Raw genomic sequence first — 25,845 nt, 5'->3', positions numbered from 1 at the left:
CAGCCCTGGGGAACCTTAGCGTTTCTCAGGGCTGTAAACTGTAGGTAACGAGCCAGTGTATTGAGCTAGTTTACTGGCTCTGCGATCGCATCACTGCGCAAGCTATAGTCGTCGCCACGAAGGCCAGGATATATTACTGCAACCCGAGAGACGATGACTTAATACCTCGGTTCGCTGCCCGAGTTTGGGCTACAGGTGGTCTAGTCTTGTCTTAATTGCACGGGCCAGCGCTACAAAACCTTATAACCTCAAATTTACAGTCTCTATCCCCCTTTGGCGTCTGTTTGCTATGACCTCCTATCAGGCTTCCTCTAGCCCTGCCTACGCCCTCGAAGATGAAGCCTGGTGGGTGCAGCGCTGGGTTGAGCTACTCAATACCTATCGGTTTAAGAAGCGGCTGGAGCGCGGTCGTATTTACGCCCGAGAAGGCCACATTCTCAGCCTGGAGTATAAGGGGTCTAAGGTGACGGCCCTGGTGCAGGGTACGGCCGAAGAACCCTATAAACTCTCCATCTGGCTCGACGCTTTTAGCGACGAAGACTGGAACTACGTCATTGATTCCCTTTCAGAGCAGGCCATTTATTCGGCGCAGCTACTGGCTGGAGAAATGCCCGCTGAAATTGAGGCGGTTTTCACGGCCAATGGGCTGAGCCTGTACCCGTTTAACCTGTCAGAGGTGCATTCTAAGTGCAGCTGCCCTGACCCTAAAAACCCCTGCAAGCACATTGCGGCAGTGTATTACCAGCTGGGCGATTTCTTTCGAGAAGACCCATTTGTGCTGTTTCAGCTGCGGGGGCGCAGTCGCGACAGCATTTTGGATGCGCTGCGGCAGCGGCGACAAAGTAGCGCTGTTTCGTCAGAAATACCCTTGGTCGACGAAGACATCGACACCTCAGAACCAAAATTTGTCTCTAGCGGCCTTGATATACAGCAGTTTTGGGCCTACGGTGAATCGTTAGACCCAGAACTGGTTGTGATCACCCCGGCTGAAACCACGGTGCTAGATGTACTGGGCCGCATACCGCTGCCGCCAGAAGACGCTCCTGTGGTGATGGGGCACCTGAAGGAGATTTACCAGGCAGCGGCTCAGCAGGCGATGATGCAGGCCCTAGGCTGAGCGGGTCAGCGACAGCAGCCGCCGCAGGCCTAGCCAGCCAATGATGGAGAAACCTGCTGCTAGCAGCAGGCTAATGACCGAAATACGGATGGCGGATCGCCACGCTTCTGTCCTCACTCGGCGCTCGGCCTCGGCGCGACGGGTGCCAATCTCGGCTTCAATCTGCTGTTGGGCCTGGTCGGCACGCTGCTGCAAAAACTGAGTCAGGCCGTCAGGGTCGTCGCGGTACTGCTCAATGTCGGGCGGTAGCTGACCGCTTTGAATGGCCTGGTTCAGGAGCTCTTCATTTTGCAGGACTGCCCCCAGCTGGCTTTGCTGCTGGCTGAGCTCGGTGGAGAGCCGCTGCTGAAGCTCAGTGGCGGCCTGGCTGGCTTCGGTGCCAACCTGAGCTAAGGCGGTTTGGCTGGAAAGGCGCACGGCGTTGAGGTGCAGCAGGGTGAGTAGCAAATAGACCAGCCCCAGTACGCTTGCCAACGCACAGGCCCAAAAACGCAGATCGGTGGTTAAACTCTTGCGCTGGGCCATACGACCAACGGAGCTATCTACCCATAGACCAACCAGCAGCAGGGCGATGCCAATGAGAGGCACGATGCCCCGATCGACCAGTTGCGTGGTCGTGGCTAGCTGCCACTGCACATTGGTGGGATTGGGGGGAATGAGCAGAATGAGAAAGTCTAGCAGGGCTGACAGAATGGCGATCGCGCCAGCTACCTTGAGGGCGATCGCGGCCAGGGGAGACGCCACCGGACTGGTAACAGCGGGTTCTGAAGTCATAGAGTTGGTCACTTGCTACAAGTAACCATTCTGCCTTGGCTAGTCCAGAAAACCACAAAATCGCTACAAAAGATTGGGGCTGGCCCAACCTGTGCTCTGTCGTTTTCAAGGCAGGGAGCGCGTCTATTTAGAATCGCTGGGGATAGGTTTCCAGTCTTTAATCGCCCAGGTGCTGGCATCCCAGGGGGTAAACTCGACAGCGGTGAGGCGATCGCTGACCGCGTTGGTCATCGCCCTATGCACCACCGGAATGACTGCCACATCCTCAGCCAGTAGCTCGTTCATTTGCTGAAATAGCTCAGTTCGGCGCTTGGGGTCGAGTTCTTGTTTAGCTTCTTGCCAGAGGCGATCGTACTCGGGGTTGCAGTAGCGGGCGTTGTTGGGCTGCTGCCACTGGTTGGCCTGAGAGGCAATTTTGGCGCAGGTCCACCAGCCCATATAGGTAGTGGGGTCAGGGTTTTCGTTGCCAATTGAGTACACCTGCATGTCGGCAAAGAAGTGGTTGAGGCTCTGGGTATCTTTGGGGTCGGCGGAGAAAAACTCGTCGAGGCGCACCCGCGAAATTTGTACATCGACGCCCAGTTCTGCAAGGCTGTCGCTGACAATAGTCTGGGTTTTTTGGCGCACCGGGTTCACCGCCGCCTGAAACAGTACCTCCAGGGCAACTCCGTCTTTTTCGCGCAAACCGTCGCCGTTGGTATCGACCCAACCGGCTTCATCCAGCAGGGCTTTGGCCCGCTCTAGGTCGTAGGTATAGGTTATCGACTTAGATTGATAGTCGAGGGGAGCTACTAGCAGCTGGGCGGTGGGCTTGCCAGCGGTACCGTAGAGTTCTTTGGCAATGGTGTCGCGATCGATCGCTAGATTAACAGCCTCGCGCACTCGCAAATCACTGAAATAGGGGTGCGGAATAGTTGGGCTGGAGCGCTCTCCATCTTCCGTGCGGGCAAAGGGGTTGGCAAAATTGAGCATGATGCGCTCCACCTGGGAGCCAAACAGGTGCGTTATATGGCCGCTAGCGCCGGTTTCCAGCTCGTTGAGCGCTTCGGCCTCAACCTGAAGATTGTGGGCAAAATCGGCCTCGTTGGTTTGCAGCACCTCGCGAGCGGCAGCGTAGGGGGCCAGGCCGCCGACGAGTTCTACGCGCTCAAAGGCGGGCCGTCCGCCCCAGTAGCTGGGGTTGGGCTCATAGATAACGGTGCCGCTTTCGAAGCCTACCGCCTGGTACGGGCCAGTACCCACGGGTTGAAGATTGGCCAGGGCGTCTCGGGCCTTGGGGCCGTTGTGTTCTTCAAAAATATGGCGGGGCAAAATTAGCCCAGTTTGCCCCGTAAAGGGCACGGACCAGGCTGGGGTAGGGGTGGCAAAGGTGATTTTTACGGTGTATTTGTCGATCGCCTCGACGCTCTTGACCCCCTCGTAGTACTGGGCCGTAGCCGCTGCCACCACGGGGTTGCGAATGAACTCAAACGTAAATACCACGTCGTCGGCGGTAAACGGTTCGCCATCGGACCAGGTCACGTCGGGGCGCAGAGTCCAGGTGACGGCGGTGCCGTCGGCGGCGATGCCACCATTTTCTGCAGACGGAATTTCATCGGCCAAAAAGGGCACGAGTTCCCCGGCCTGGTTGTAGCTGGCCAGGGGTTCATAGACAATGCGGGCGGCTTCAAAATCTTGGTAGCCGGTGGCCAGGTGAGGATTGAGGGTAACGGCAGAGCGGCTGTAGAGCAACCGCAGGGTCTGCGGATCTCGCTCTGGGGTTACTACCTCGGTTGCAGTGGTCGGCGCGGTGGCGAGATCGGTCGATTGGCTACAGGTGACGGTGGTAACTAGGGCCATGCCAGCGGCAGCCACTAGGAGTGCGGTGCGAAACCCTGATCTGATCATTATCTAATGCTGTTTAACCCAAAACGACAGTACTGCCAGCTTCACCCCCGCACTTATAGTAGACAATTTAAGTGTCTCTGAGGTCGGCGGCGATCGCGGCAGCGGCGGGTAGTTTCTTCATCTATCACCTATGTCTATCAAGGGTGGGGGCCGGGTTCCCGGAAACTTTAAAGCTGCCCTGGAGTTCGCTGGTGGTGACCGCAATGTTGGAAGCTCGGTATGGCCGACTAAACAGAGCAGACGCGTTCGTCAATGGCTCACCTATGACCTTAGAAGTAAATAAAAAGAAGAGGTAAAAGATAGACTGAGGGTATAAAGCAGACATGTTGTAATCAAACAATCAATAAAAAAGTGAATAAATTGGCAAAATTAGCTACTCTTGGGGTCAGCAGCCCCCTTAGTGGTTGAGTGTTGAGTGTGAGACTACGCGACCAGGATCAGGCACCATTATGACTGACACTACGGCTTCAAGTGCTTCCCCAGAGCCCCAAGGCAACCGCTCGGTAAATAGCGGTGAGGAGGTCATAATTTACCCCCCAGCCCGGTCAGGGGATGGTTGGGAGACGGTAACCTTGCCTGGTCAGTTGCCCCTGGCAGATGACTCGGGGTTCGCCGCCGAAGCTGACGATATCTCTGCGGTTTTGCAGCATGAACTGGTGCCGACGGTAGCTCAAGCTGAGGCTGAGACTATGGCTGAGGCCGTTGAACCCGACCCAGAAAACCTGGTGCAGCTCATTCAAGACCTCAATCAGTGCAACGATGCGCTCCTGCTGCGCGTGACTGAGCTAGAAGACGATCTGGAGCGATCGCAGGTGGCTCTTCAGGCCGAAATTGAGCGCAACCAGGCTCACCCCGGCGCGCTGCCTGTTGCCGCCACCCCTGGCCCTGTGCAGCAGCAGATCGCCCAGCTGCTCAGCGAGCTGGATATTGCCAACGACGGCCTCAGACGCACCACGATCCACAACGAAACCCTGCAGGCTGAGCTAGAGGTAAGTCAGCAGCGGGTGGCCCAGCTTGAGCGCGAATGCACCCTACTTCAGCAGCGTTTCAGCGAGAAAAACACCGCTCTGCACCAGGCCGAAGAAACCTGCCGCGACCTCAAGGCTCGGCTGCACCGTCAGCAGCGCTACACGCTACAGTTCAAGGCCGCCTTAGAAAAGTGTTTGAATATGACGCCTGGGGCCGCAGCAACCAGCTCTGCCGCTGTGCAGGGGCAGCTTTTAGCCTCTGTCGTAGAAACCCCAGGGCAGCCGGTTGCCATGCCGCGATCGCAGCAGATTCAGCCCTGGTCAGCCGGACCGGAAGCCTCAACCAGTAACCCCAGCCTAACGCATCTCCTGCGCGGCCTGCGGGGCGCGGGGCCGAGTCCGGTGCCAGCGCCCCAGCGCGACTTGCCAGCGCCCCAGCGCGATTTGCCTGAGGCCCCAGCGCCATTGATCGATAGCGCTGAACCGCTCCCTCCGCTGGCCGCTCAGCTGTCGTCCCAGCCCGAGCCTGAGCCGACCCCAGTTGCGCCTGCGGCCTCGGCTGCGCCCGACCCGTGGCTAGAGCCATCCTCGCCCCTCGAGGTGGCGGCCCCGGCTGCCGCGACACCCTCTCTCTTTACCGAACCGTCTCCCTGGGGTGAGCCCATTGCTCCGGTGGCACAGCCAGAGCCAGTTGTTAAGCCCGTGCCGGTCGAGCCGGTACCCGTCGTTGATCAGCCTCCCGCAGCCCCGATCGCGGCGACCCCGGCGGCGGCTCCAACGACAGCGATGTCTACGGCAAAGGCAGCCTCGTCTCCGGTGGCTTCAGTGGCGACTGCAGGACCTGCTTTACCGGCCTACCTCAGCACCAGCGGCAAGGCGTCGCCTTCGCCCCTGGTCTACCCGCTGCGATCGCAGAAAAAGATCAAGACAATCGCGGCGGTGGAGCTGCCCAGCTTTGGGCGTACCGTGCGTCGTCGGTAGGCTCAGAACAATAGTCTAAGGGGCTGCGATCGCAGCCCCTTAGAGCAGGAGTATGGCCGTCAGCGGCTTTTGGGTAAACCTAGAAACGGTCTACCCCGATGGGGGAGACAGGCATCGCGGCTATTTAAAGTGGTGACCAATGACCATTTGCAGTAGCGTCGGTTCACCGCCGGGCTGGTGATATTTATCGGCCCAGGTGCGAACCACCTCGTCTAGCTCTCGCAGGGCGGCTTCTCGATGGGCGGCGGGAATGTCTAATTCTTCTAGCACCCGCATGGTGCCTGGAATGCCGTTGGCCCACTCGCGCATCATGCGAAAGTACTGGGCCGTATCGTCTACCATGGCGTACATGCGCTCCTGGTCATCGACCGGCGCATAGGAGGCCCGGGCCAGCCCGTAGTAGGACGCTCCCCAGGAGGCATCGATACGAGCTACGGTGCCTGAGTAAATCAGCCGCCGCCGAATGTGTTCGGCCAGCGCTTCACTCAGCGGTACGCGGTGATCCTCGGGCAGATCATCCTGCGACTTTTCGTGCAGAATCTCAATCAGCTCTAGAAACTGAAACGAATTGATAATGCGGGCATCGGGGCAGGGAGTCGGCAGCTTGCCTTCCAAAATGGTTTTCTCTTCGGCGGTGAGCGAGGTGCCCGCCACCCGTGACTGCCCCGGCTGCCACGGGTAGCGCCGCAGCCACATATAGGGAAACTGAATCAGATAGCGGGGCTCCTGGGAACCCAGCATTTTGAGCAGTTTGCCCTCGGTTAGGGCCTGGCGCATTTCTTCGACAATGGCCTTGACCCGCTTGGGCTCAATGTGGTGTAAGTGACCCGTCATGCGCAGGTTTTCGCCCTGCTCCAGGTAGGTCATATAGATGGCGCACTTGGCTGCGGTGGCCGCCGCGTCTAAAAAGGCACCGTGGCGGTGGCCACCAGTGCGCATGGCGCTAAAGGCGATATACAGCAAAATCTGGTCGATGGCGCTAGGGCTGAGGCGGCGAATAAGCGCTTCGTCTTCTACCGCCAGGGAAGACAAGGGCATAGAAACAAGAGGTTCAGCCATCGGACTTGGGAAAACTCAAAACAACAGGCGGTAGCGCAGCCCACGCTGCAAAGGGTGCGAAACCGTTGAAAATCGCCAGAAATACGCAAATACAGCTTAGTCTAAAAGCTAGAAAAGAATACGTAAGCTTATGAACTTGAAGATAAATACTTTGAGTTTATAAAGCTTTGCATCTGGCTCTGCTGACGTAGGGCCGGGGCCAGACATAACTGGATGTTGATCGGCCCTGGCGAATCTCCCTGATTAATACTAAGTGTGACGCAAAAACCGGCCATTTCAACCAATACAAGAGGCTGATTTAGGCAAGGGAATCGGTCGGAGAGCAGGCTTAAACGGCCCACCGCCTTTGGGGGCGCAGCTGGCTAGGCATTGGTGGTGCCTGGCTCAGCAATTCTGCCGCTGCCTCGGTAGGCTAGGTGGGCAGACCGGGCCGCAGAAGAGGTGGGGGGAGTCGGATCAACCCGACCACTGCCGCGAAAGCTGAGTTCGTAAGCAAGTGCGGGCACCCGGCTGAGTCGACCGCTGCCGCGATCGTCCTCGGTGCGAGTAGTGGCGCTGAGGCTGACTTCAGCGTAGGATTGCAGTACGGCAGACAACCCAAGGGGGGTGGCCGCAATTAAAAGGCCCAGGCTAACGGCGCAGGCCAGATGAGTCATCAAGGAACAGTTGGAGGAAGGGTGCATAGGACGTGGCCTTGTTAGCGCTTCTAGTCCTAGTTACAAACCTGTGCACCGTCAGTCAGGAAAATCTTTATCAGTAAATCTGCGGATTTTGAAAATTTAGTAGTCCCAGTCACGGATTTATCCTAACAAGAGGGTTTTGCTCAAATGGCTGTGTTCACTGTTTTCAGCGGCTTGAGGATGAACTTTAAGCCGGGCTGAGGCCGCCAGTGAGAGCTAAAAGTCGCCCTGGCGATCGCAGAATGTTTACTAAACCTTCATAGAGAAAACTGGGCACGGCTGAGGCAAATGTCTGCGATCGCGGAAAAACCTCTCGCTGCAATAGTCATAACCGACTAAACGATCTAATCTATGGGGAATATGTTTGTGTAACTGAGCTCAGACCTCCTTGCAGGCCCGAGTTTAGATATGAGGCATGGTCTCCTGACGCGCCGTTAGGGGGCAGCCTGTAGCCAATGTTCGTTGAGGTGTGGTCGTGCCCCCATTAGCCCTGGCAAACCGGATAACCTGCGTAACCCCTTCCATGACCCTGGCGATTTCGGCCCGGGCCAAGGCCATGAAGGCCGAGGGTTTGCCGGTGTGCAGCTTTAGTGCCGGAGAGCCCGATTTTGATACCCCCGACCACATTAAAGCGGCGGCCAAAGCGGCCCTCGACGCGGGCAAAACCCGCTACGGCCCTGCGGCGGGGGAACCGGCCCTAAAACAGGCGATCGCCCACAAGCTCCAGCAGGACAACGGCCTCTGCTACGGCCCCGAGAATGTCATTGTCACTAACGGCGGCAAGCACTCTCTCTACGGCCTGATGATGGCCCTGATTGAACCCGGCGACGAGGTGATTATTCCGGCTCCCTACTGGCTGAGCTACCCCGAAATGGTCAAGCTGGCGGGGGGGACGCCGGTGCTGGTGCCCACCACGGCTGAGCAAAACTACCGCATTACCCCAGCGCAGCTGCGCCAGGCGATTACCCCCAAGACCAAGCTGTTTATTCTCAACAGCCCCTCCAACCCCACGGGGATGGTCTACTCTCCAGACGAAATTGCGGCCCTGGCGGCGGTGGTGGTTGAGGCCGATATTTGGGTGGTGTCGGACGAAATCTACGAAAAAATTCTCTACGACGGGGCCACCCACCTGAGCATTGGGGCGGTGTCGCCCGAGGCCTTTGAGCACACTATTGTTAGCAACGGCTTTGCTAAAGCCTACTCCATGACCGGCTGGCGGGTGGGCTACCTGGCTGGGCCAGCGGAGTTGATTAAAGCGGTGGGCACGCTTCAGAGCCACAGCACTTCTAATGTGTGTACCTTTGCCCAGTACGGGGCGATCGCCGCCCTCGAAGGCCCGCAAGACTGTATCACTACCATGGGCCACGCCTTTGCCGATCGTCGACAGGCCATTATCGATCGCTGCCGTGCCATCAGCGGTCTTAGCTGCGGCGAACCTGAAGGAGCGTTCTATCTCTACATTGACGTCAGCGCTCTAGGTATACCCTCCCTCGACTTTTGTACCCAGCTGCTAGATGAAAAATACGTAGCGGCTATTCCCGGCATCGCCTTTGGCTCTGAGGGCACTATCCGCATTTCCTACGCTACCGGCATGGAGACTATCTTGGAGGGTATGGATCGGCTGGAAGCGTTTGTAGCTGCGCGTTTGGGCCAGCGCTAGGAGGGTTGGGCAGGGCCCGATTGTGTTCCTTTCATTAAATGTGATGTCGGGGGCTTAGTTTGAGCCTCAGGTAGGAATACTAATAGAGTTGTTGGTATTACCGGCTACATGGGGCATCGTTTTCCTGCCGTGCCAAACCGAGGTGCGTTGAGTCATATTCCGCTGCGGCTGCTGATTGTGGTGCCCTTTGTGCTACAGGTGTCGGTGGCGGTAGGGCTAACGGGGTGGCTCTCGATGCGCCAGGGGCAGCGGGCGGTGAACCAGGTGGCGAGCCAGCTGCGCGATGCGGTCTCACACCACATTGATCACGAGCTGGAATCGTTTTTGGCCACTTCCCACCTGGTCAACCAGCTCAATTACGATGCCATTGCTCTGGGGCAGGTCGATCCAGCCAATCAAGCAGACCTGTTTCGCCACTTCATGCGGCAATCGCAGCGATTTCCCTACATCGACTCAATTTTTTGGGGACAGGCTAACGGCGAGTTTGTGGGCCACACTGTTTTGGGTCAGCAGGCTCACCAGCTGATGCGCGGTGGGCCTTCGCTGGATAACCACGTTCAGTTTTTAGAGATCGATGTGGCCACGGGGCAGCCCGCCGAACTGGTGCAGTCAGCGCCCGACTGGGATACGCTAACCCGCCCCTGGTACCGGGCAGCGGTGCAGGCCAAAGGCCCGGTTTGGGGCGAAATTTTCCCGTACCACGCGTTGCCCATGCTGGCGATTTCGGCCTCTAGGCCGGTGTACGACGACAGCGGCAAACTGCTTGGCGTGCTGGGCAATAACTTTTTTCTCTCCCACATCAGCCGCTTTTTGCAGGAGATGCCGATTAGCGAGCACGGGCAGGCGTTCGTCATGGAGCGATCGGGCCTGCTGGTGGCCACCTCCACGGTCGCCCCCTACGAGGTGGTTGACGGTCGCCCGCGGCGATCCTACGCGGTGACGAACTCAGACCCGCTGATTCGAGCCAGTGCCCAACTGCTGCTCAACCAGTCGGGGGGCGACGGTCGCCGCATTCAGCCCCAGCAGACTGAGTTTACGCTCAACCGCAAGCGCCAGTTTATGCAGGTAGCTACCGTTAGCGACGACTACGGACTTGACTGGCTGATTGTGGTGCTCATGCCTGAAGACGACTTTATGGCTGAGATTCGGGCCAGTCGCCGCAATACGATCGCCCTGTGTGCTCTGGCGCTGGTGGGTGCGATCGCCTCGGGTCTCTACACCAGCCGCTGGATTACTCGACCCCTGAGCGCCTTTAGCTCGGCCTCGCAGGCCATTGCCGACGGCGATCTCAACCAGGAGATTGGTCCGACGGGCATGCAGGAGCTGGAAGGGCTGGCCCAGGCCTTTAACAGCATGGCCGCGCGGCTAGAGTCATCGTTTGGCGACCTACAGCGCTCTAAGGCCGATGTTGAGCGGGCCAACGCCGAAATTCAGCAGCAGGCGGCCCTGTTTCGCCTGATGGCTGAAAACATGAGCGATTTGGTTTGTCTGCACAGCCTCGATGGGACCTATCTCTACGTCAGCCCCTCGGTGCAGTGGCTGCTGGGCTACACCCCTGAATCGCTAATTGGTCTACATCCCTGTACCCTGGTGCACCCCGATGACCTCTCGGAATGTCAGCGATACCTGTATCCGTCTGCCGCAGGCCAGCCCCTGACCTTACGGCCCGTGGTCTGCCGCATGCGCCACCATCAGGGCTACTACATCTGGCTGGAGACGTTTACACGGCCCATTGTCGATGCCACAGGTGCGGTGGTGCAGCTCCAGACCGCCTCCCGCGATGTCACCGACCAGGTGAGAATGCGCCGCCAGCTTGAGCACGACGCCTGCCACGACAGTCTGACGGGGCTACCCAACCGCAAGCAGCTCCAAGAGCGGCTAGATACCGCCCTGCGGCAGGCCCAAACCGATAGCAGCTACCGCTTTGCTCTGCTGTTCTTAGATATTGACCACTTCAAGGTGGTCAACGACAGCCTGGGCCACCTGATTGGCGATGAGCTGCTCATGGAGGTAGCCAGTCGGCTGATGGCCGTGCTGCGGTCGACCGACCTGGCGGTGCGCCTGGGGGGCGATGAATTTATGGTGCTGCTAGAAAATATCGACAACATTGATCAGGCCCAGACTATGGCCGAGCAAATTTTGGAGATGCTGCGCCAGCCCTTTCAGCTCAGCAGTCACCAGATGTTTGCTACGGTTAGCCTGGGGCTGGTGATGGGCAGCGCTCACTACCAGTCGGCCTCCGACCTGATTCGCGATGCCGATACGGCTATGTACCGGGCTAAAGCCGGGGGGCGCGACGGCTATCAAGTCTTTGACAGCAGTATGCACGATCGCGCGATCGCCCGACTCACCCTTGAAACCGAACTGCGCTCCGCCCTGCTGAACCACCCCGAAGAGTTTGTGCTCTACTACCAGCCCATTATTGACCTGCAAACGGTCGAGGTCAGAGGGTTTGAGGCGCTGGTGCGCTGGCAGCACCCCCAGCGGGGCCTGGTGATGCCCGGGGAATTTATTTCGGTAGCCGAAGAGACTGGGCTGATTGTGCCCCTCAGCTACTGGCTGCTAGAGCTAGCCTGTAGCCAGATGGCCACCTGGCAGCGCACTTACTCCCAGGCGCTGGGGCTGACGGTTAGCGTCAACCTGTCGGCGCTGCAGCTGCACAGCCAGGGCCTTTTAGAGCGAGTCGATGCGGCGCTGCACAATGCCGGTCTCTCGCCCCGCAGTCTGGTGCTAGAGATTACCGAAAGCATGCTGATTGACAACATTGACGACACGATCGCGGTGCTCAACGGCCTGCGCCAGCGGGGGATTGCCCTCAGCATTGACGACTTCGGCACCGGTTACTCGTCGCTCAGCTACCTGTACCGCTTTCCCATCACCAGCCTCAAGATCGATCGCTCCTTTGTCAGCCAGATGGAGACCAGCCTCAGCCACGAAAAAATTGTGCACACCATTATTAATCTGGGGCGGCAGCTGGGCTTTCGGGCGATCGCCGAAGGGATTGAAACCTCGGAGCAGGTCAGCGCCCTCAAGCGGCTCGGCTGCGACTACGGCCAGGGCTACTGGTTTGGCCGTCCCCAGCCTGCCGTCGAAGTCGATAGCTGGCTGGCCCAGGCTACCGCCTACTACCGGCCTCACCCGGTGGCTTAAGCCGGCGGTCGACCCAGCGCTTGGCCTTGTAGATAGCCTCGGTGCGGCTGACGACGCCGGGTACCGCTACGGCACAGCCGCGATCGTGGGTAGCCCAAACGGCGTACAGCGGCAGCCCGTCTTCGGTGCTCTGATCCAGCTCCAGGAAAAAGCCCCGGTAGGTAAACGACAGCACGACGTGGGGATAGTCTGGGTCGGCAAACAGCATAGGGAGAGGGGGTAAGGTTCAAGGCTTGAGGTTCGAGGGGCCTCGTATAAACCAAGAAAGAGGCGAGCCGGAGCCCGCCCCTGTGAGTCGCGGAGCACGACTGTTGACTGTCGCCAACCTATGCAGCGGCGAGGTTGCTGGCGGCAAAATCCCAGTTCACAACGTTTTTAAGGAAGGTATCGATGTAGTCGGGGCGCTTGTTCTGGTAGTCGAGGTAGTAGGCGTGCTCCCAGACATCCATCGTGAGCAGAGGCACCTGATTGGCGGGGAGGGGGTTATCGGCGTTGGCGGTTTTGGTCACCTTGAGGGTGCCGTTGTCGAGCACCAGCCAGGCCCAGCCGCTGCCGAACTGAGTGGCACCAGCTGTCTTAAACTCCTCGGCAAACTTGTCAAAGCTGCCAAAGTCGGCGTCGATTTTGCTGGCCAGATCGCCCGAGGGCGTACCGCCACCGCCGGGCTTCATCGAATTCCAGTAGAAGGTGTGGTTCCAGGCCTGGGCACCGTTGTTGAACAGAGCCTGCTTGGAGCTATCTCCGGCGATCGCTTTGATTACCTCTTCAATGGGCTTACTGTCGTAGTCGGTACCTTTGACGCCATCGTTATACTTGCTGACGTAGGCCGCGTGGTGCTTGTCGTGGTGAAACTCCAGCGTGCTCTTAGAAATATAGGGATCCAGAGCATCGTAGGCATAGGGCAGAGGGGGCAATTCGTAGGCCATGGGGCTCCTGGGGGTAAAGGCCGAGGGCATCATAAATCGCTTGGCCTATGAAAAACTATCCCCCTGGGGTGGAGGGGGATAGGATAAACGGCCCCTTTAAATAGGCCTTTAGACAGGCTTTGGCCAGTATTCAGCCCTGAATTGACACCAGTTCGATGTCGAAAATCAGGGTTTCTCCTGCTAAGGGGTGATTGGCGTCGAGGGTGACATCGGCCTCTGAGAGGTCAGTCACCATCACGGGCACAATCTGGCCCTGAGGCCCTTGAATTTGCAGCTGCTGGCCGACATCGAGCGGAATGTCATCAGGAATGTGGTGGCGCTCAACGACCATAACCATTTCCTCCCGATGAGGACCGTAGGCCTTTTCAGCTGGAATTACCTCGGTTTTGGCGTCACCGGGGGTCATGCCTACCACCGCCGCCTCGAAACCCGGAATCACCTCGCCACTGCCGATGGCAAACTCTAGGGGGTCGCGATCGCGCGAGGAGTCAAATACGGTGCCGTCTTCGAGTCTGCCGGTGTAGTGAATGGCAACGCTGTCGCCTGATTTAGCCTGGGTCATAAAACTATCCTTGCAGTGCACTAGGGTTTTCGCGTGGTTATATAAGCTGCCTGTTCACGCTAGCGGGCATTTTGGCGCACCCCGGCAATACTAGAGATTTTCCTAAGGTTTCGGGCCAGGGCGTACCGGGCAAAAGGGGCGGAGGGTGAACCTGCGCGATCGCTAAACCCCTTGATATGCTGTAGGTAGAGCATTGCTCCCAGTCTTAGAGCCGAGATCTCCACGATGGCTACCTCCATCGACAAACCCATGCCCCAAGCCGAGGCCAACATCTGGCTAAGCGAGTTTCAGGCCATTCTGCAAGGGGCGGTGGGCGGTTTTTTGTTTGGCATTCCCCTGCTGTACACCGTGGAGGTGTGGTCGATTGGGGCCGCTACCGACCCGCGCTGGCTGCTGGCGGTGCTGGCGGCCACCCTGGTTGGCGTAGGGCTGCTCACCCAGGTCGAAGGGTTTCGCCAGACCCTCAGCCTGCACCCCTTAGAGACCTTGCTCGAAAGCATTGAAGCGGTTGCCATTGGGGTAGTGTGCGCAGCTCTGGCCCTGGTGCTGCTGCGCCGCATTACCCTCGCTACGCCCCTGGCGGAGGTGCTGGGCAAAGTGGTGTTTGAAGCCGTGCCCTTTGCCCTGGGCGTAGCCCTGGCGCGATCGACTCTGCAGGGTAAGCGGGGGCGTGTCAGGGCAGAAACCAGCCCTGAGTCGGAGGCTGAACCCGCTGCTAACCGCCGCACGACGGCTCCTCTATCGCGGCGGCTGACCTTCCCTACCCGAGGCAATCTGGGCGATGCCCTGGTCGACTTTGACGCCGCCCTGATTGGCGCAGTGCTAATTGCCTTTAGCATTGCCCCCACCGAGGAAGTGCCTCTACTGGCCGCCTCCCTGCCGCCGCTGTGGCTGCTGCTGATTATGGCGGCTTCCCTGGGCCTCTCCTATGCGGTTGTGTTTGCCTCTGGCTTTGCCGATCGCGCCGAGCGGCGGCAGCGGGGCCTGCTGTTTAGCCCCATCACCGAAACCCTGGTGGCCTACCTGGTGGCGCTGCTGGCCTCGCTGGCCATGCTGGTGCTGTTTCAGCAGCTCAACCCCAGCGACCCCTGGTCAGAATGGCTGAGCAATATCTTAGTATTAGGGCTGCCAGCCTCCATTGGCGGAGCCGCAGGCCGTATCCTGATCTAATGGACTTGCCCAACCCCCCCAGCCCAACCTCGGCTGATGCCTCTAAACGCTTCACCCAGCGCTCTGCCGCCGAGTGGGTAACGTTTATTGTGGCCTCGCTCATTTTGCTGGGGCTGGTGGGGCTGATTCTTTTCGACTGGCAAACTAACCAAACCCAGCCCCCCGCTTTTGCGGTAACGGTGTCTGAGGCAGTGCGTGTCACGGATGGCCGCTACTACGTGCCCTTTGCTATTACCAATACCGGCGGTCGCATTGCCCGCATGGTGCAGGTAACGGGTGAACTCAACATTGAGGGGGCCGACGACGAGACGGGCGAGCAGCAAATTGACTTTCTCTCGGGCCACGAGACCAAGGCGGGCAGCTTTGTCTTTACCCACGATCCCCAGGGGGGGGATTTAGTCGTGCGGGTGGCCAGCTACCGTCTGCCGTAGAATGCTTTGCAGTGGGGCGCAAGACAAACGGCATCCCTAATCTAAAGAAAGGGGGATGCATGCTCGGCTACGTCTTAATCTTGCTGGCGACCATTTGCTTTGGGGCCCAAAATCTGATTACACGGGTGCTGTTTACGCCCTCTGACCTGCTGGGCGTGGTAGAAACCGGCGGCTTTGTGGCACCGACCCTGCCCAACTCATTTTTGCTGATGTTTATGCGCATGCTGGTGGGGGTGCCGCTGATGGCGGTGCTGCTGCCGCCGGTATACCCGGCTATGTGGGCTGACCTGCGCCGCTTAGGCTCGGCCAGCTATCGCCGCGAACTCTACCTGGCCCTGGTGGGGGGAGTGCTGATGTTTTCGTACCTGGCGCTGCTCTATGTGTCGGTGGGACGCATCGCCGCTGGCATTGCGCTAACCCTGTTCTTCACTTTTCCGGTTTACACAGCCCTGCTGGACTGGTACTGGTTTGGTCATCGGCCTAGCGCGAGTCGCTGGGCTATTTTGGCGCTGATTTTGCTGGGCAGCGCGCTGACGATTCCCATGACGGGGGCGGCGATTGAAAGTTGGCTGGGAGTGGCCTTCGGCCTGGCCTCGGGTGTGGTCTATGCCTTTTACACCGTAGCGGCTCAAAAAGCCTTTGAAACCTTTCACCCGGTGCCGTTTACGGGCATTAGCTTTGCGGTAACACTGGTGCTGTCGGCGGTGTGCCTGCTGCTGTGGCCGGGAAATTTGGCGGGGCTGCTGTGGCCGGCGCTGTGGATGGGAGGCCTGCTGTCGGCGATCGCGACCCTGACTGGCCATGTGCTCAACAACCTGGGCATTCGCGTGGTGGGGGCTACCGCTGCCTCTATGCTGGGCGCGGCCAACCCCGCTCTGACGGCGGTGCTGGCCTGGGGCGTGCTGCAAGAGCAGCTTTCCCTGGTGCAGGGGCTGGGGGTGCTGCTGGTCACCGTTAGCGTCGGCCTGCTCAGTTTTACCAAGGCGGCCTAGACAGCCGCCAGGGGCTGAGCCCGATCAGCTAGCCGGATAAATAGGGCGCACTGAAGTCAAATTCGACCAGCGTCTCATCCCCATCTAAGGCCAGAAAATCGTCTAGAGCAATGTAGTACCAGCGGATCGACGAGGCTGGATCCGCTTTCAGCGGCTTAAAGCCCAGCGCCATGGCAAAGGCCTCTAAATTGGGGTGAATCGTGATGGTGTAGATATCGGATAGATTGGGAAACTCCTGCTGCATCGCCCTTAAGGTGGCCTGGGAATCGGCTAGAAACTCGCACACGTTGGCATAGCACCAAAACTCAGGCCTAAACTGCCAGGCGCGCACAAACACGACGTAGCAGTCTGGATCGCCTGGCGATGCCAGCTGAATGGGGTCGGTATCGTCCAGGGTAACCAGATGAAGACTGGCACTGGGCGGACTGTGGAACATGGCCTCAGAATCGGGATGGGCGGGGTAAAACGCGGCAACCGCCACCGGCGACTGGTCTATAACCTGCCTCAGCACCCTCAGCCCCTGGGGATATTGGGTCGCCCATCGCCTCAAGACTCGGGTAATTTTGAACGACGCATTCTCGGTGCGCTGACTAACCCAGCTGTAGCTTTCATCCATAAATGACGCCACCAGGGGAGCATCCCGCCGGGGATCGAAGGCATTAGCCTCCACCTGAACCAGTCCTTCTGAGGCGGTTTGGGGCAAAAAACTAGGGGGAATTTGCAGGCTCAGCTGAGAGGGATAGCCTTCACAGGTCGTTCGCTTCACCCAGTGCTTTTTCACCAGCTGATTGATCATCAGACCGGCCGCCCGTTCGCTACCGCGCGGCTGGTCTGAATAGAACAAATCGGCAGCGGTGCTGTGGGGGCAGATGAGTTGATGATGCTCAGGACTCAGCTCTCGCAGGGGGTGGGGCTGGGGGGCCTGTTGATAGCAGGCATAGGCCCACAGCCGGACAAAGCAGATCGCCTGCCGCCGGGTCAGACCAGACTGCCCCGTTACCTGATCGACGTAGCGGCGCTCAACATCTGGTGGGAACCACTGATTGACCTTGCTGGCGGTAGGCATCAACATCTCCCAATTAAGGCTGTACAGGACGCTGCTAAATGGGTGCTGTTATGAAGTAAATTGTGACGCTGCTGGGGCGATCGCGTGAAAAAACTTCACCCTACTTCACGCTGCTTCGGCCCTGTTCAGAACCCTGTAGCCCTTATACCGTCTACTTTAGAGCCCTGCTTGCTGGTCCTGGGCAGGGGTCAGGTTTGACGGCATTGTGGTGTTTAGATTGAGTTGCAGCCCCCAAATTCATCGTCCCTGTAGATTCCCTTCCCTGCAATTCACTGCTGATGCTTTTTCACTGTGAGGTCAGAAGGGTGTTTAGTACTACCAACCAAGGTCAAAGTCAGGCTACGTTACCGCAGCTTTCCTCCAGCCCAGCGCCCTCCCTCAGATCGGTCCGTCCGGTGGGTCAGGTGGCTTCCATTGATTTTTTGTCAATGTTGTTCGAGACCATCCTGGATCAGCTGTTCCCGTCGCAAGGGTTACTGCTGGTCAGTCGGCTGGGCCACGTGATTCAGAGTAGCCCTAAAGCTAGGGAACTTTGTCAGGTTCTACAGGCTGGTGCTGGCCCTGCATCACCGGCAGACCGAGTGGAATGGCGTGATCTCTGGTCACTGCCCACCCAAATTCGGACGCTTTGCAAGTCCATGATTGAAAGCCGGGAGGACTTTCCCAATCAGCGCCTACAGCTTCACGATGAAATCGATATTGAGGGTCAATGCTGTGTTCACCTAACCGGTGACTGGGTTGACTGGGGCGAAGTTGAGCCCACTTATCTGTTGATTTCTATCGAAAATCGGCAGGAAGTATCAGCCCAGCGCGCCGCCTTCGATACCTATCGCTATCAGCTAACGGCACGAGAAAGTGACGTTTGGCGGCTAGCTATGCAGGGCTGCTCCTACAGCGCGATCGCTGAACAACTCTTTATCAGTGTGAACACCGTCAAGCGTCACATGAAGAGTATTCACGAAAAAAGACGGCAGTAGAAGCTGAACTATATCGCCGACAGCCAGACACCCCGTCTGGCTGTCGGTTTTCTGTTACGGTGCCACGGTAGCGGCCCTCTACGGTGCTGTTGAACCACAGCTCCAGGGGTCAGCTATTGATAAAGACGGATGATGATGGGATGGTGCGATCGCCCCTCAAACTACCTCAGCATCGCTGGAGGTTGAGACTTTAGCCAATGCCTGAGTGACTGGAACCACCCTGGCCGAGGGACAGAGATCCGCCAGATCACATCGACTGCACTGGGGGTTGCGGGCGTTGCACACCGCCCGCCCGTGGTACACCAGACGAATCGACCAGTTTTCCCAATCGGCCTGGGGCAATAGCTTCATCAAGTCGCGCTCGATTTTGACCGGGTCGGCGTGTTTGGTCAACCCCAGCAGGTTAGTAATGCGCTTAACATGCGTATCGACCGTGACGCCGCCGTTGATGCCAAAACCGTGGGCCAGCACCACATTGGCGGTTTTGCGCGCCACGCCGGGCAGCGTGACCAGGTCATCCATGCGGGCGGGAACTTCGCCATTGAAGTCGGTGATGATTTTTTGGCAGGCGGCGCGAATATTCTTCGCTTTGTTGCGGTAGAACCCGGTGGATTTGACCAGACGCTCCAGGTCTTCTATGTCGGCTTCAGCGAAGGCGTAGACATCGGGGTAGGCGGCAAACAGGGCTGGCGTGACCAGATTCACCCGCTCATCGGTACACTGGGCCGCCAGCATGGTGGCGATCATCAGCTGGAGCGGATTCTTAAAATCTAGGGAGCAGGGGGCTTCGGGGTAAAGCCGCTTGAGGCGAATCAAAATCTCAAGCGCCCGCTGTTTCTTAGAGGCTCGCCGCTGGTTGGGCATGGAGAGGTGAGGGGTGGATTGGTAGTAGCCTAAGAATTACCTGGCGCTATTGGTCAGAAAATCGTAGGGTGCATCCGCGCAGCGATGCACCATTTTGGGGTCTCAACATTCCCTACCGGAGGTTTTGGAAGAATTCGAGCTGGGTGGTGTCGCGCACGATCAGAAAGACGCCCAGGCCGAGCAGCAGCACCAGACCGGTCTGCATCACGTTTTCTTGAATGCGATCGGGCAGGGGCTTGCCGCCGCGCAGGGCCTCGATCGCAAGAAACGCCAGCTGACCGCCATCCAGGGCGGGCAGAGGCAAAATATTGATGATGGCCAGGTTAATGCTGATGATGGCGGTAAAGGGAAACAGCATGGCAGCGCTCGATTTGGCCAACCCTGCCCCCTGCTCCACGATTTTGACCGGCCCGGCCACCTGACTCGCCATTTCGCCAAAGTTGGTAATCAGCATGACGAAGCCCTTCACGGTACGCACCAGGGTGTCTTGAAACTGCTGGGCGGCCAGGGTAAAGACTTCTATGGGGTTTTTGGGGCGGCGGTAGCCAAAGTCGCCGTTGGGCTGTAGCTGTACGCCAATGACCGCCGAACCGTCGCTGCCAATTTCGGGCGTGACTGAAACATCTAGCTGGCGATCGCCGCGCTGCACGGTCAGGTCTACGGGCTGGTTAGCGCTTTCTTTAATCAGCTGAATGAAGGCGGGAATGCTCTCTTCCCCAGCTCCCAGCGGTTCGCCGTTGGCGGCGACCAGCACGTCGCCGGGGCGAATGCCCGCCTGACCCGCTGGTGAACTCTCAGAAATTACCTGGGGCACCAGAATGCCGGGCTGGGGGTTGAAGGTTTCGGGAATGCCGACAGCGGCAAACTGGGCCACAAACACCAGGTAGGCAAACACCAGGTTGGCGATCACCCCAGCGCTGATCACAATGGCGCGATCGAGAATAGGGCGATTCTTGAGCAGGTCAGGATCGTTGGTGGGGATGTCGCTGTCGGGGTCGTCATCGGGGAAGCCCACAAAGCCGCCCAGGGGAATCGCCCGCAGGGAGTATTCGGTTTCGGCTCCCTGAAATTTCCACAAGATAGGACCAAAGCCGATGGCAAAGCGATTGACGTGAATGCCCTGTAGCCGAGCGGCCATGAAGTGCCCTGCCTCGTGAACGGCTACCAGCAGGGCTATGACCGCGATCGCAGCTAAAACCGACATAGACAAACCCGATAGGTTAAGAACAATTTACTCATTCTAGCGTTGCTTCTCGCCCTGCACGGTGGGGTATCCTCACCACGGCGTATTCTCAGCCTTTTGGTTAGCCGCCCATCTGCACGCCGCCCGACACAAACTGCGCCGTCCATACGCCCAGATCGGGGTCGGGCAGCGCCGCCCGCAGCCGAGTAGCCAGCGATTCGGCCTCAGCCTCCGATTCGGCCAGGGTAAACACTGAGGGGCCAGAGCCCGACATCAGCGTGCCCAGCCCACCCAGGCTGGTCATGGTTTCTTTTAATGCAGCGGTTTTGGGATGAGCGGGCAGCACAATTTTCTCAAAGTCGTTGCAGAGATGCTGGCCGAGGGCCTTGGCATCGCGCTGGGCCACCGATCGCACCATCTCGCCCGATCGCACCTGCGACTGCCGCTGCTGCCAGCTCTGAGCATCGGTTAGGTAAGTGTCGCCGTACTCGGCCCGGTAGGTTTTATAGGCCCAGGGGGTGGAGACAAACTCCGACTCGTACTTGGCTAGCACCAGGTGCAGGTTGTCAATACCGGGCAGGGGGTCGAGCTGCTCGCCTCGGCCCGTGGCGATCGCCGTACCCCCCGACACACAAAACGGGATGTCTGACCCCAGCTCAGCCCCCAGTTCCTGCAGCTCAATGCGGGTGAGCCCCAAATTCCACAGCAGATCTAGCCCCACCAGCACGGCGGCGGCATTAGATGACCCCCCCGCCAGCCCCGCCCCAACTGGAATTTGCTTTTCAATGGTAATTTCGACGCCGCCCAGCTTGGCCATCACCCCAGGACAGCGATCGCTCACCAGCGCCGCCGCCTTGTAGGCCAAATTCGTTTCATCGGCGGGCACCAGCGGGTGGTCGCAGCGCACCCGAATCTCATCGACGCCAATGCTGCGCACGGTGATGCGATCGCACAGGCTAATGCTCTGCATCACCATGATCAGCTCGTGAAAGCCGTCGGGGCGGCTGCCCACAATTTCGAGATACAGGTTGATTTTGGCGGCGGCCAGCAGGGAGTAGAGACGCATCGAGCGATCCTTGGTGAAGTGGCGAGTGTCCGTAGGGCAGACGTTTTGTCTGCTCGGTTTGCCGGGGTTTGTCGTAGGGTGGGCGATGCCCACCAGCCGTTCATCAGCGCTTGTAGATTAAGGTTAGCGCCAGCGAACCAGCGCCCTTTAACCCAACGTTGACGACTGCTTCAGGATTGTATTACTCAGCGCTACCCACTGCTCAACGCTGAGGTCTTCAGCGCGAGCGGTGGGTTCAATGCCGAGGGATGTCATGATGGTTTCTAGATCGTCGCGATCGATCACGCCTTTGAGATTGTTGCGCAGCATCTTGCGCTTGCTGCCAAAGCCCAGCTTGACCAGGCGATCGAACCCAGCCAGGTCGTTGGAGGGAGTGGCGGGCGATCGCGGCGTAATCTTCACCACCGCTGAATCGACCTGGGGCGGCGGCTGAAAGGCGCGGGCGGGCACCGGGCAGACCAGCTCGCAGTCGGCCAAATACTGCACCCGCACCGACAGCGCTCCAAAGGCTTTCTTCCCCGGTTTGGCATAGAGCCGCTCGGCTACTTCCTTCTGCACCAGCAGCACGATCGCATCGTAGGGCTCTGGGTTTGGCGCAGCCAGAGTGCCCAGCAGCTTCTCTAAAATTGGTCCGGTAATGTAGTAGGGAATGTTGGCGACAACTTTGTTGGGCAGGCCATAGTCAAAGTGTTTGTCCCGCGAGGCGGCAGCGATGTCTAGCTCAAGAATATCGCTCGGCACCAGGCGAAAGTTGTCGTGTTTGGCGAACTGATTGTTGAGTTTGCGGACCAGATCGCGATCGATCTCGACGGCAATCACCGCGTTGGCCAAAGGCAGCAGCCAGCGGGTCAGCACCCCAGTGCCGGGGCCAATCTCCAGCACCGTATCTTGCCGGGTAACGGCGGCGGCCTCCAGCATGCGGTGAAGCACCTTCTCATCGGTGAGCCAGTGCTGGCCAAAGCGCTTACGAGTCGGTTGAGAGAACATGGCGTCTTGCAATAAATTGAACGGTTAGGCCGCTTATTCTCCTCGACAGAGACAGGCATGTAGATGTTACAAACTGAGCGCTATAGTTCAACTGGTCCTAGGGCTGTCAGCCCAATCACCTGCCTAGGGAAACCTACAAATTAGAGAACCCTGACGAGGCGATTGCATGGCACCTGTTCCTGACAAAGGGCAACTGACTTCTTGGAAGGATGACAGAGGCTTTGGCTTTATTAAACCTGAAGGTGGGGGTAAAAATGTTTTCTTACACATCAGCGCTTTGCCAAGAGACTGTCGCCGTCCACAGGTTGGAGATACGATCCTATACGAGAAAGTGACTCAACCTGATGGCAAGGTACGTGCTGCTAAAGCCTCCATTCAAGGCATCATGCCCAACCCACTGAAAACTACTACACCTATCTCAACAACGCCTCGTCCCCAGACAGCTAAATCTATTGCCACAACGCCCCGCTCTCGGACAACTGGGCGTCAACCAAAACAAGATTTCTGGCTCGAAGCTCTTGTGGGTATTTTAGGCCTTACTACTGTTGCCCTGTTCGCCTTGTTGTTTGTCCATAGAATTTCCTTGCTATCGCCTGTTGCGAGTCTTCTGCCCTCCCCTGCTGCGCCGCCAAATACGACGACTCCGCCCTCCCCTGCTGCACAGCCCAGTAATACACCTCCACCCTCACCCGCCGCGCCGCCCAACACCACTATTTCGCCCTCACCCGCTGCGCCGCCCAGTAATACACCTCCACCCTCACCCGCTGCGCCGCCCAGCACCACGACTCCGCTCTCGCCTACTGCGCCGCCCAGCACTACGACTCCGCTCTCGCCTATTGAAGCCGTTACAGAACCTGCCTGTATGGTCAAAGGCAATATCTCGATTTCAAGCGGCAATAAGCTCTACCATGTTCCCGGCATGGAGGATTATGAAGGGACAGAAATTCATCTCGACAAGGGAGAGCGGTGGTTTTGTACCGAGGCTGAGGCGATCGCGGCGGGCTGGCGCAGAGCACCTCGATAGACCTGGTTTACAGCGCAGTAGCTTCTGACTCAGCTTGTTATCATTCTGATGTAGTTTTTGACCTATTTATGTCCGTTGCCTTGGCAACCCCTTTGAGTCAAATTGTGCTGTCTCCGGGCAGTGCCATAACCGTGTCGGGATTGAGCTGGCAGCACTACCAGCTGTTTTTATCGGAACTGGGGGATAGCCGAGCTACCCGGCTCACCTACAGCGATGGGAGCTTAGAGATTCGCATGCCCAGTAAGCTCCATGAGATTGTTAATCGACTGTTGAGCAAGATTATTTTTACGCTGGCAGAAGAATTGGGGCTAGAGATGGTCGACTTAGGCTCGACCACCTGGAACCGCGAAGACTTAGATAAAGGGATTGAACCTGATAGCTGCTTTTTTATTCAAAATGCTGGGTTGGTGCAGGGGTTGAATCCTGAAATTCCGCCAAATTTGTCGCCAGACCTGGCGGTGGAAGTAGATACTGCCAGTGCGTCGAATCAGAAATTGGTTATTTACAAGGTGCTTGGGGTGCCCGAACTCTGGCTTTACAGCAACGGCAGGGTCAAGATCTTAGACTTGCGCGGCGAGCAAATCCGTGAATTGGAGAGCAGTTTGGCCTTCCCTGGAGTATTGGTAGAGCAGCTGCAATCATGGGTTGCGCTACGAGAAACTGGGACTGATCTAACCGTGGTCAAAGCAGTCCGGCAGTTTGTCTCTAAAACCAATTAGCTTTCCCCGCCTTCATTTACCGACCTAAATAGTTCAAAATACCTCGGGCGATGCCGTCGGCGATGCGGTTGACGGCGGCGGGGTCGCGGAAGCGAGCAGCGTCTTGCGCCCCGGTGACAAAGCCGGTTTCGACCAGCACCGAGGGCATGGTGGTGTAGCGCAGCACATAGAAGCGAGCGGTGCGCACGCCGCGATCGCGCATATCCGTATTCCCTAAAACGCTGGCGTGAATGCTGCGGGCCAGCCGCTCACCGCTGGAGTAGTAGTAGGTCTCCAGGCCGTTGATGTCGGGGCGGTCCATGCTGATGGCGTTGGCGTGAATGCTGACGAATACGCTGGCCCCGGCCCGGTTGGCGTACTGGGCGCGGGCGTCAAGGTCCACAAAGACATCGCTGCTGCGGGTCATGAGTACGGTAATGCCAGCGGCCTGAAGCTGCTGCTGCACCCGGTTAGAGATGGCGGTGTTGATCTGCTTTTCTTGCAGGCCACCGATGCCGACAGCACCGGGGTCGCGCCCGCCGTGGCCGGGGTCAATGACTACTGCGATCGCCCCCTGGGGGATAGGCGGAATGACTGGGGTTGAGGCCACCGCTGGGGCCGAGGCAGAAACAATCTTGGCGGGCAGACTGGCGGCGACCAGGGCGTTGTAGACCTCATCGGCCCGCTGGCGATCGCGAAACAGACCCACCTGTACGACATCCTGGCCATCGACGCTGGTGCGAAAGGCTTCGGGCTCTACGGCGCGCACCTGCTGTAGCGTGTTGTTGTTGACAATCGGCACGATGACGCGAAAGTGGTTGCCCGTGGGTGTGGTGCCGCTGGGTGGCGGTGGCGGCGTTTGGGCAATGGGGGTGCTGGGTACGGTGGGCAGCGCCGGGGCTGGTGCGCCCTGCGACAGGGGCGGCGCGGCTCCTGCGGCTAGGCGTACGTCCAGCGGCGCGTCGTGGGTGAGGTAGATGTGGCCGAGGGGCTGACCGTTGTAGGTGCGGCGGGCCATCTGCCAGCCGGGGTTGAGCTGAATTTTGAGAAAGCCGCTAGTGCCACTCTGAGGGCGGCCATTGGTGCGGCCAATTTCGATCGGCGGGGCGCTGCGATCGCGGGTGGGCCGCGCAAACAGCACCAGATCATTCTGCCGGTTAGAAATCTCCAGTCGGTACTGCACGCCCAGGTCCTGGCCGTTGACGCGCACCGAGTAGCCGTTGGCATCGGTCTTGCGATCGCAGGCTCCGGTAAAGTCGAAGTTGAGCAGCAGCGGGTCGATGGCCACTGGCCCACTCCCCTGGTTTTGCTCCTGCCAGCACTGCCGCTGGTTGGGAATCTGCTCCAAAATCATCAGGTTGTAGAAGGCCCCGTCGCGCACGGGCGTCGCGATCGCCACGGCCAGGCTGGGATCGATGGGCTGTTGCTCAAACTGCTGTGCCCTGGCCATCGGGGCGGCAGCTAGCCCCGCTAGCACCACGGCAGCGGTCGTAAATAACGTGTTCAGTGGACGAGACAGCAGGGCCATAGCGGTTGTGAAGCGGTGTGAAGAGTGGAGTAGCAAACGAGGTCTAAGGCTGGCAAGACTCCTAATGCTACTCACGATTGTGGCGATGGCAAGGG

The 25,845-nt window shown here is 58.6% G+C and carries 23 protein-coding genes and 1 pseudogene; 11 read left to right on the top strand and 13 right to left on the bottom strand.

Translation table 11 applies throughout. The features are described from left to right. Positions 1 to 289: 289 nt before the first annotated feature. Positions 290 to 1,117 carry an SWIM zinc finger family protein gene (locus tag ACQ4N7_RS02730; RefSeq protein WP_430710096.1) on the top strand — a complete coding sequence of 276 codons (828 nt, stop codon included), beginning with the start codon at positions 290 to 292 and terminating at the stop codon, positions 1,115 to 1,117. Here ACQ4N7_RS02730 and hpsJ-B read toward each other — a convergent pair. Together hpsJ-B and ACQ4N7_RS02720 are read right to left on the bottom strand one after the other, a co-directional pair. Then, positions 1,109 to 1,891 (bottom strand): hormogonium polysaccharide biosynthesis protein HpsJ, encoded by a 783-nt coding sequence (gene hpsJ-B, locus ACQ4N7_RS02725; protein WP_430710095.1) that lies wholly within the window; start codon positions 1,889 to 1,891, stop codon positions 1,109 to 1,111. The two genes, ACQ4N7_RS02730 and hpsJ-B, sit on opposite strands and share 9 nt — an antisense overlap. Before the next feature lie 123 nt (positions 1,892 to 2,014). Further along, entirely contained in the window at positions 2,015 to 3,730 is a 1,716-nt protein-coding gene (locus ACQ4N7_RS02720; protein WP_430710094.1) for a peptide ABC transporter substrate-binding protein, read from the bottom strand. Positions 3,731 to 4,350: 620 nt separating this feature from the next. Here ACQ4N7_RS02720 and ACQ4N7_RS02715 point away from each other — a divergent pair. Continuing rightward, positions 4,351 to 5,727 (top strand): hypothetical protein, encoded by a 1,377-nt coding sequence (locus ACQ4N7_RS02715; RefSeq protein ID WP_430710093.1) that lies wholly within the window; start codon positions 4,351 to 4,353, stop codon positions 5,725 to 5,727. Positions 5,728 to 5,847: 120 nt separating this feature from the next. On the opposite strand, the gene hetR is transcribed toward ACQ4N7_RS02715, so the two are convergent. Together hetR and ACQ4N7_RS02705 are read right to left on the bottom strand one after the other, a co-directional pair. Beyond that, a complete protein-coding gene (gene hetR, locus ACQ4N7_RS02710) occupies positions 5,848 to 6,765 on the bottom strand; it encodes a heterocyst differentiation master regulator HetR (RefSeq protein ID WP_430710092.1) in 918 nt (305 codons plus the stop codon). 383 nt (positions 6,766 to 7,148) lie between these two features. Next, positions 7,149 to 7,469, bottom strand: coding sequence for a hypothetical protein (locus ACQ4N7_RS02705; RefSeq protein WP_430710091.1), 321 nt, complete (start codon positions 7,467 to 7,469; stop codon positions 7,149 to 7,151). Between the two features lie 520 nt (positions 7,470 to 7,989). Here ACQ4N7_RS02705 and ACQ4N7_RS02700 point away from each other — a divergent pair. Further along, a complete protein-coding gene (locus ACQ4N7_RS02700) occupies positions 7,990 to 9,126 on the top strand; it encodes a pyridoxal phosphate-dependent aminotransferase (protein WP_430710090.1) in 1,137 nt (378 codons plus the stop codon). Between the two features lie 108 nt (positions 9,127 to 9,234). Next, the gene (locus ACQ4N7_RS02695; protein ID WP_430710089.1) at positions 9,235 to 12,276 is read left to right on the top strand and encodes a bifunctional diguanylate cyclase/phosphodiesterase; all 3,042 of its coding nucleotides are present in this window, start codon (positions 9,235 to 9,237) and stop codon (positions 12,274 to 12,276) included. Here ACQ4N7_RS02695 and ACQ4N7_RS02690 read toward each other — a convergent pair. From ACQ4N7_RS02690 to ACQ4N7_RS02680, 3 genes are all read right to left on the bottom strand, one after another. Continuing rightward, positions 12,242 to 12,484, bottom strand: a complete 243-nt coding sequence (locus tag ACQ4N7_RS02690; protein WP_106869797.1) for a hypothetical protein — start codon at positions 12,482 to 12,484, stop codon at positions 12,242 to 12,244. The genes ACQ4N7_RS02695 and ACQ4N7_RS02690 overlap by 35 nt on opposite strands. 118 nt (positions 12,485 to 12,602) lie before the next feature. Continuing rightward, a complete protein-coding gene (locus tag ACQ4N7_RS02685) occupies positions 12,603 to 13,202 on the bottom strand; it encodes a superoxide dismutase (RefSeq protein WP_430710088.1) in 600 nt (199 codons plus the stop codon). A 130-nt stretch (positions 13,203 to 13,332) separates the two neighbouring features. Beyond that, entirely contained in the window at positions 13,333 to 13,764 is a 432-nt protein-coding gene (locus ACQ4N7_RS02680) for an FKBP-type peptidyl-prolyl cis-trans isomerase (protein ID WP_106920719.1), read from the bottom strand. A gap of 225 nt (positions 13,765 to 13,989) precedes the next feature. Here ACQ4N7_RS02680 and ACQ4N7_RS02675 point away from each other — a divergent pair, with 225 nt between their 5' ends. From ACQ4N7_RS02675 to ACQ4N7_RS02665, 3 genes are read left to right on the top strand one after another with little or no spacing between them, the layout of a single operon-like run. After that, positions 13,990 to 14,934, top strand: a complete 945-nt coding sequence (locus tag ACQ4N7_RS02675) for a TIGR02587 family membrane protein (RefSeq protein ID WP_430710087.1) — start codon at positions 13,990 to 13,992, stop codon at positions 14,932 to 14,934. Next, complete coding sequence (locus ACQ4N7_RS02670) at positions 14,934 to 15,365, top strand: TIGR02588 family protein (protein WP_430710086.1); 432 nt, start codon at positions 14,934 to 14,936, stop codon at positions 15,363 to 15,365. Before ACQ4N7_RS02675 ends, ACQ4N7_RS02670 begins: the two co-directional genes overlap by 1 nt. Positions 15,366 to 15,424: 59 nt before the next feature. Then, on the top strand, positions 15,425 to 16,357 hold the full coding sequence (locus ACQ4N7_RS02665) for a DMT family transporter (RefSeq protein ID WP_430710085.1): 933 nt from the start codon (positions 15,425 to 15,427) through the stop codon (positions 16,355 to 16,357). A 28-nt stretch (positions 16,358 to 16,385) separates the two neighbouring features. On the opposite strand, the gene ACQ4N7_RS02660 is transcribed toward ACQ4N7_RS02665, so the two are convergent. Continuing rightward, on the bottom strand, positions 16,386 to 17,423 hold the full coding sequence (locus ACQ4N7_RS02660) for a hypothetical protein (protein WP_430710084.1): 1,038 nt from the start codon (positions 17,421 to 17,423) through the stop codon (positions 16,386 to 16,388). A 428-nt stretch (positions 17,424 to 17,851) separates the two neighbouring features. Here ACQ4N7_RS02660 and ACQ4N7_RS02655 point away from each other — a divergent pair, with 428 nt between their 5' ends. Then, entirely contained in the window at positions 17,852 to 18,400 is a 549-nt protein-coding gene (locus ACQ4N7_RS02655; protein WP_430710083.1) for a response regulator transcription factor, read from the top strand. Between the two features lie 156 nt (positions 18,401 to 18,556). On the opposite strand, the gene nth is transcribed toward ACQ4N7_RS02655, so the two are convergent. From nth to rsmA, 4 genes are all read right to left on the bottom strand, one after another. After that, positions 18,557 to 19,264, bottom strand: coding sequence for an endonuclease III (gene nth, locus ACQ4N7_RS02650; protein WP_430710082.1), 708 nt, complete (start codon positions 19,262 to 19,264; stop codon positions 18,557 to 18,559). A gap of 112 nt (positions 19,265 to 19,376) precedes the next feature. Continuing rightward, the gene (rseP, locus tag ACQ4N7_RS02645; RefSeq protein WP_430710081.1) at positions 19,377 to 20,468 is read right to left on the bottom strand and encodes an RIP metalloprotease RseP; all 1,092 of its coding nucleotides are present in this window, start codon (positions 20,466 to 20,468) and stop codon (positions 19,377 to 19,379) included. A gap of 100 nt (positions 20,469 to 20,568) precedes the next feature. Then, positions 20,569 to 21,513, bottom strand: coding sequence for a 4-(cytidine 5'-diphospho)-2-C-methyl-D-erythritol kinase (gene ispE, locus ACQ4N7_RS02640; protein WP_430710080.1), 945 nt, complete (start codon positions 21,511 to 21,513; stop codon positions 20,569 to 20,571). A 147-nt stretch (positions 21,514 to 21,660) separates the two neighbouring features. Next, positions 21,661 to 22,500 carry a 16S rRNA (adenine(1518)-N(6)/adenine(1519)-N(6))-dimethyltransferase RsmA gene (rsmA, locus tag ACQ4N7_RS02635; protein ID WP_430710079.1) on the bottom strand — a complete coding sequence of 280 codons (840 nt, stop codon included), beginning with the start codon at positions 22,498 to 22,500 and terminating at the stop codon, positions 21,661 to 21,663. 166 nt (positions 22,501 to 22,666) lie between these two features. Here rsmA and ACQ4N7_RS02630 point away from each other — a divergent pair. The 3 genes and pseudogenes from ACQ4N7_RS02630 to ACQ4N7_RS02620 all read left to right on the top strand — a co-directional run. Next, positions 22,667 to 22,807 (top strand): annotated as a pseudogene (locus ACQ4N7_RS02630) (cold shock domain-containing protein); the annotation flags it as partial. A 276-nt stretch (positions 22,808 to 23,083) separates the two neighbouring features. Then, positions 23,084 to 23,524 carry a hypothetical protein gene (locus ACQ4N7_RS02625; RefSeq protein ID WP_430710333.1) on the top strand — a complete coding sequence of 147 codons (441 nt, stop codon included), beginning with the start codon at positions 23,084 to 23,086 and terminating at the stop codon, positions 23,522 to 23,524. Between the two features lie 80 nt (positions 23,525 to 23,604). Beyond that, complete coding sequence (locus ACQ4N7_RS02620; RefSeq protein WP_430710078.1) at positions 23,605 to 24,243, top strand: Uma2 family endonuclease; 639 nt, start codon at positions 23,605 to 23,607, stop codon at positions 24,241 to 24,243. Between the two features lie 16 nt (positions 24,244 to 24,259). Here the strand turns inward: ACQ4N7_RS02620 and ACQ4N7_RS02615 are convergent, their stop codons facing one another. Beyond that, positions 24,260 to 25,750 carry a DUF3747 domain-containing protein gene (locus tag ACQ4N7_RS02615; RefSeq protein WP_430710077.1) on the bottom strand — a complete coding sequence of 497 codons (1,491 nt, stop codon included), beginning with the start codon at positions 25,748 to 25,750 and terminating at the stop codon, positions 24,260 to 24,262. Between the last annotated feature and the right edge of the window lie 95 nt (positions 25,751 to 25,845).

The organism is Nodosilinea sp. AN01ver1 (genome assembly GCF_050565655.1).
GTDB lineage: Bacteria > Cyanobacteriota > Cyanobacteriia > Phormidesmidales > Phormidesmidaceae > Nodosilinea.
The sequence above is the reverse complement of the archived record's forward strand: the minus strand, read 5'-3'. Positions and strand labels throughout refer to the sequence as shown.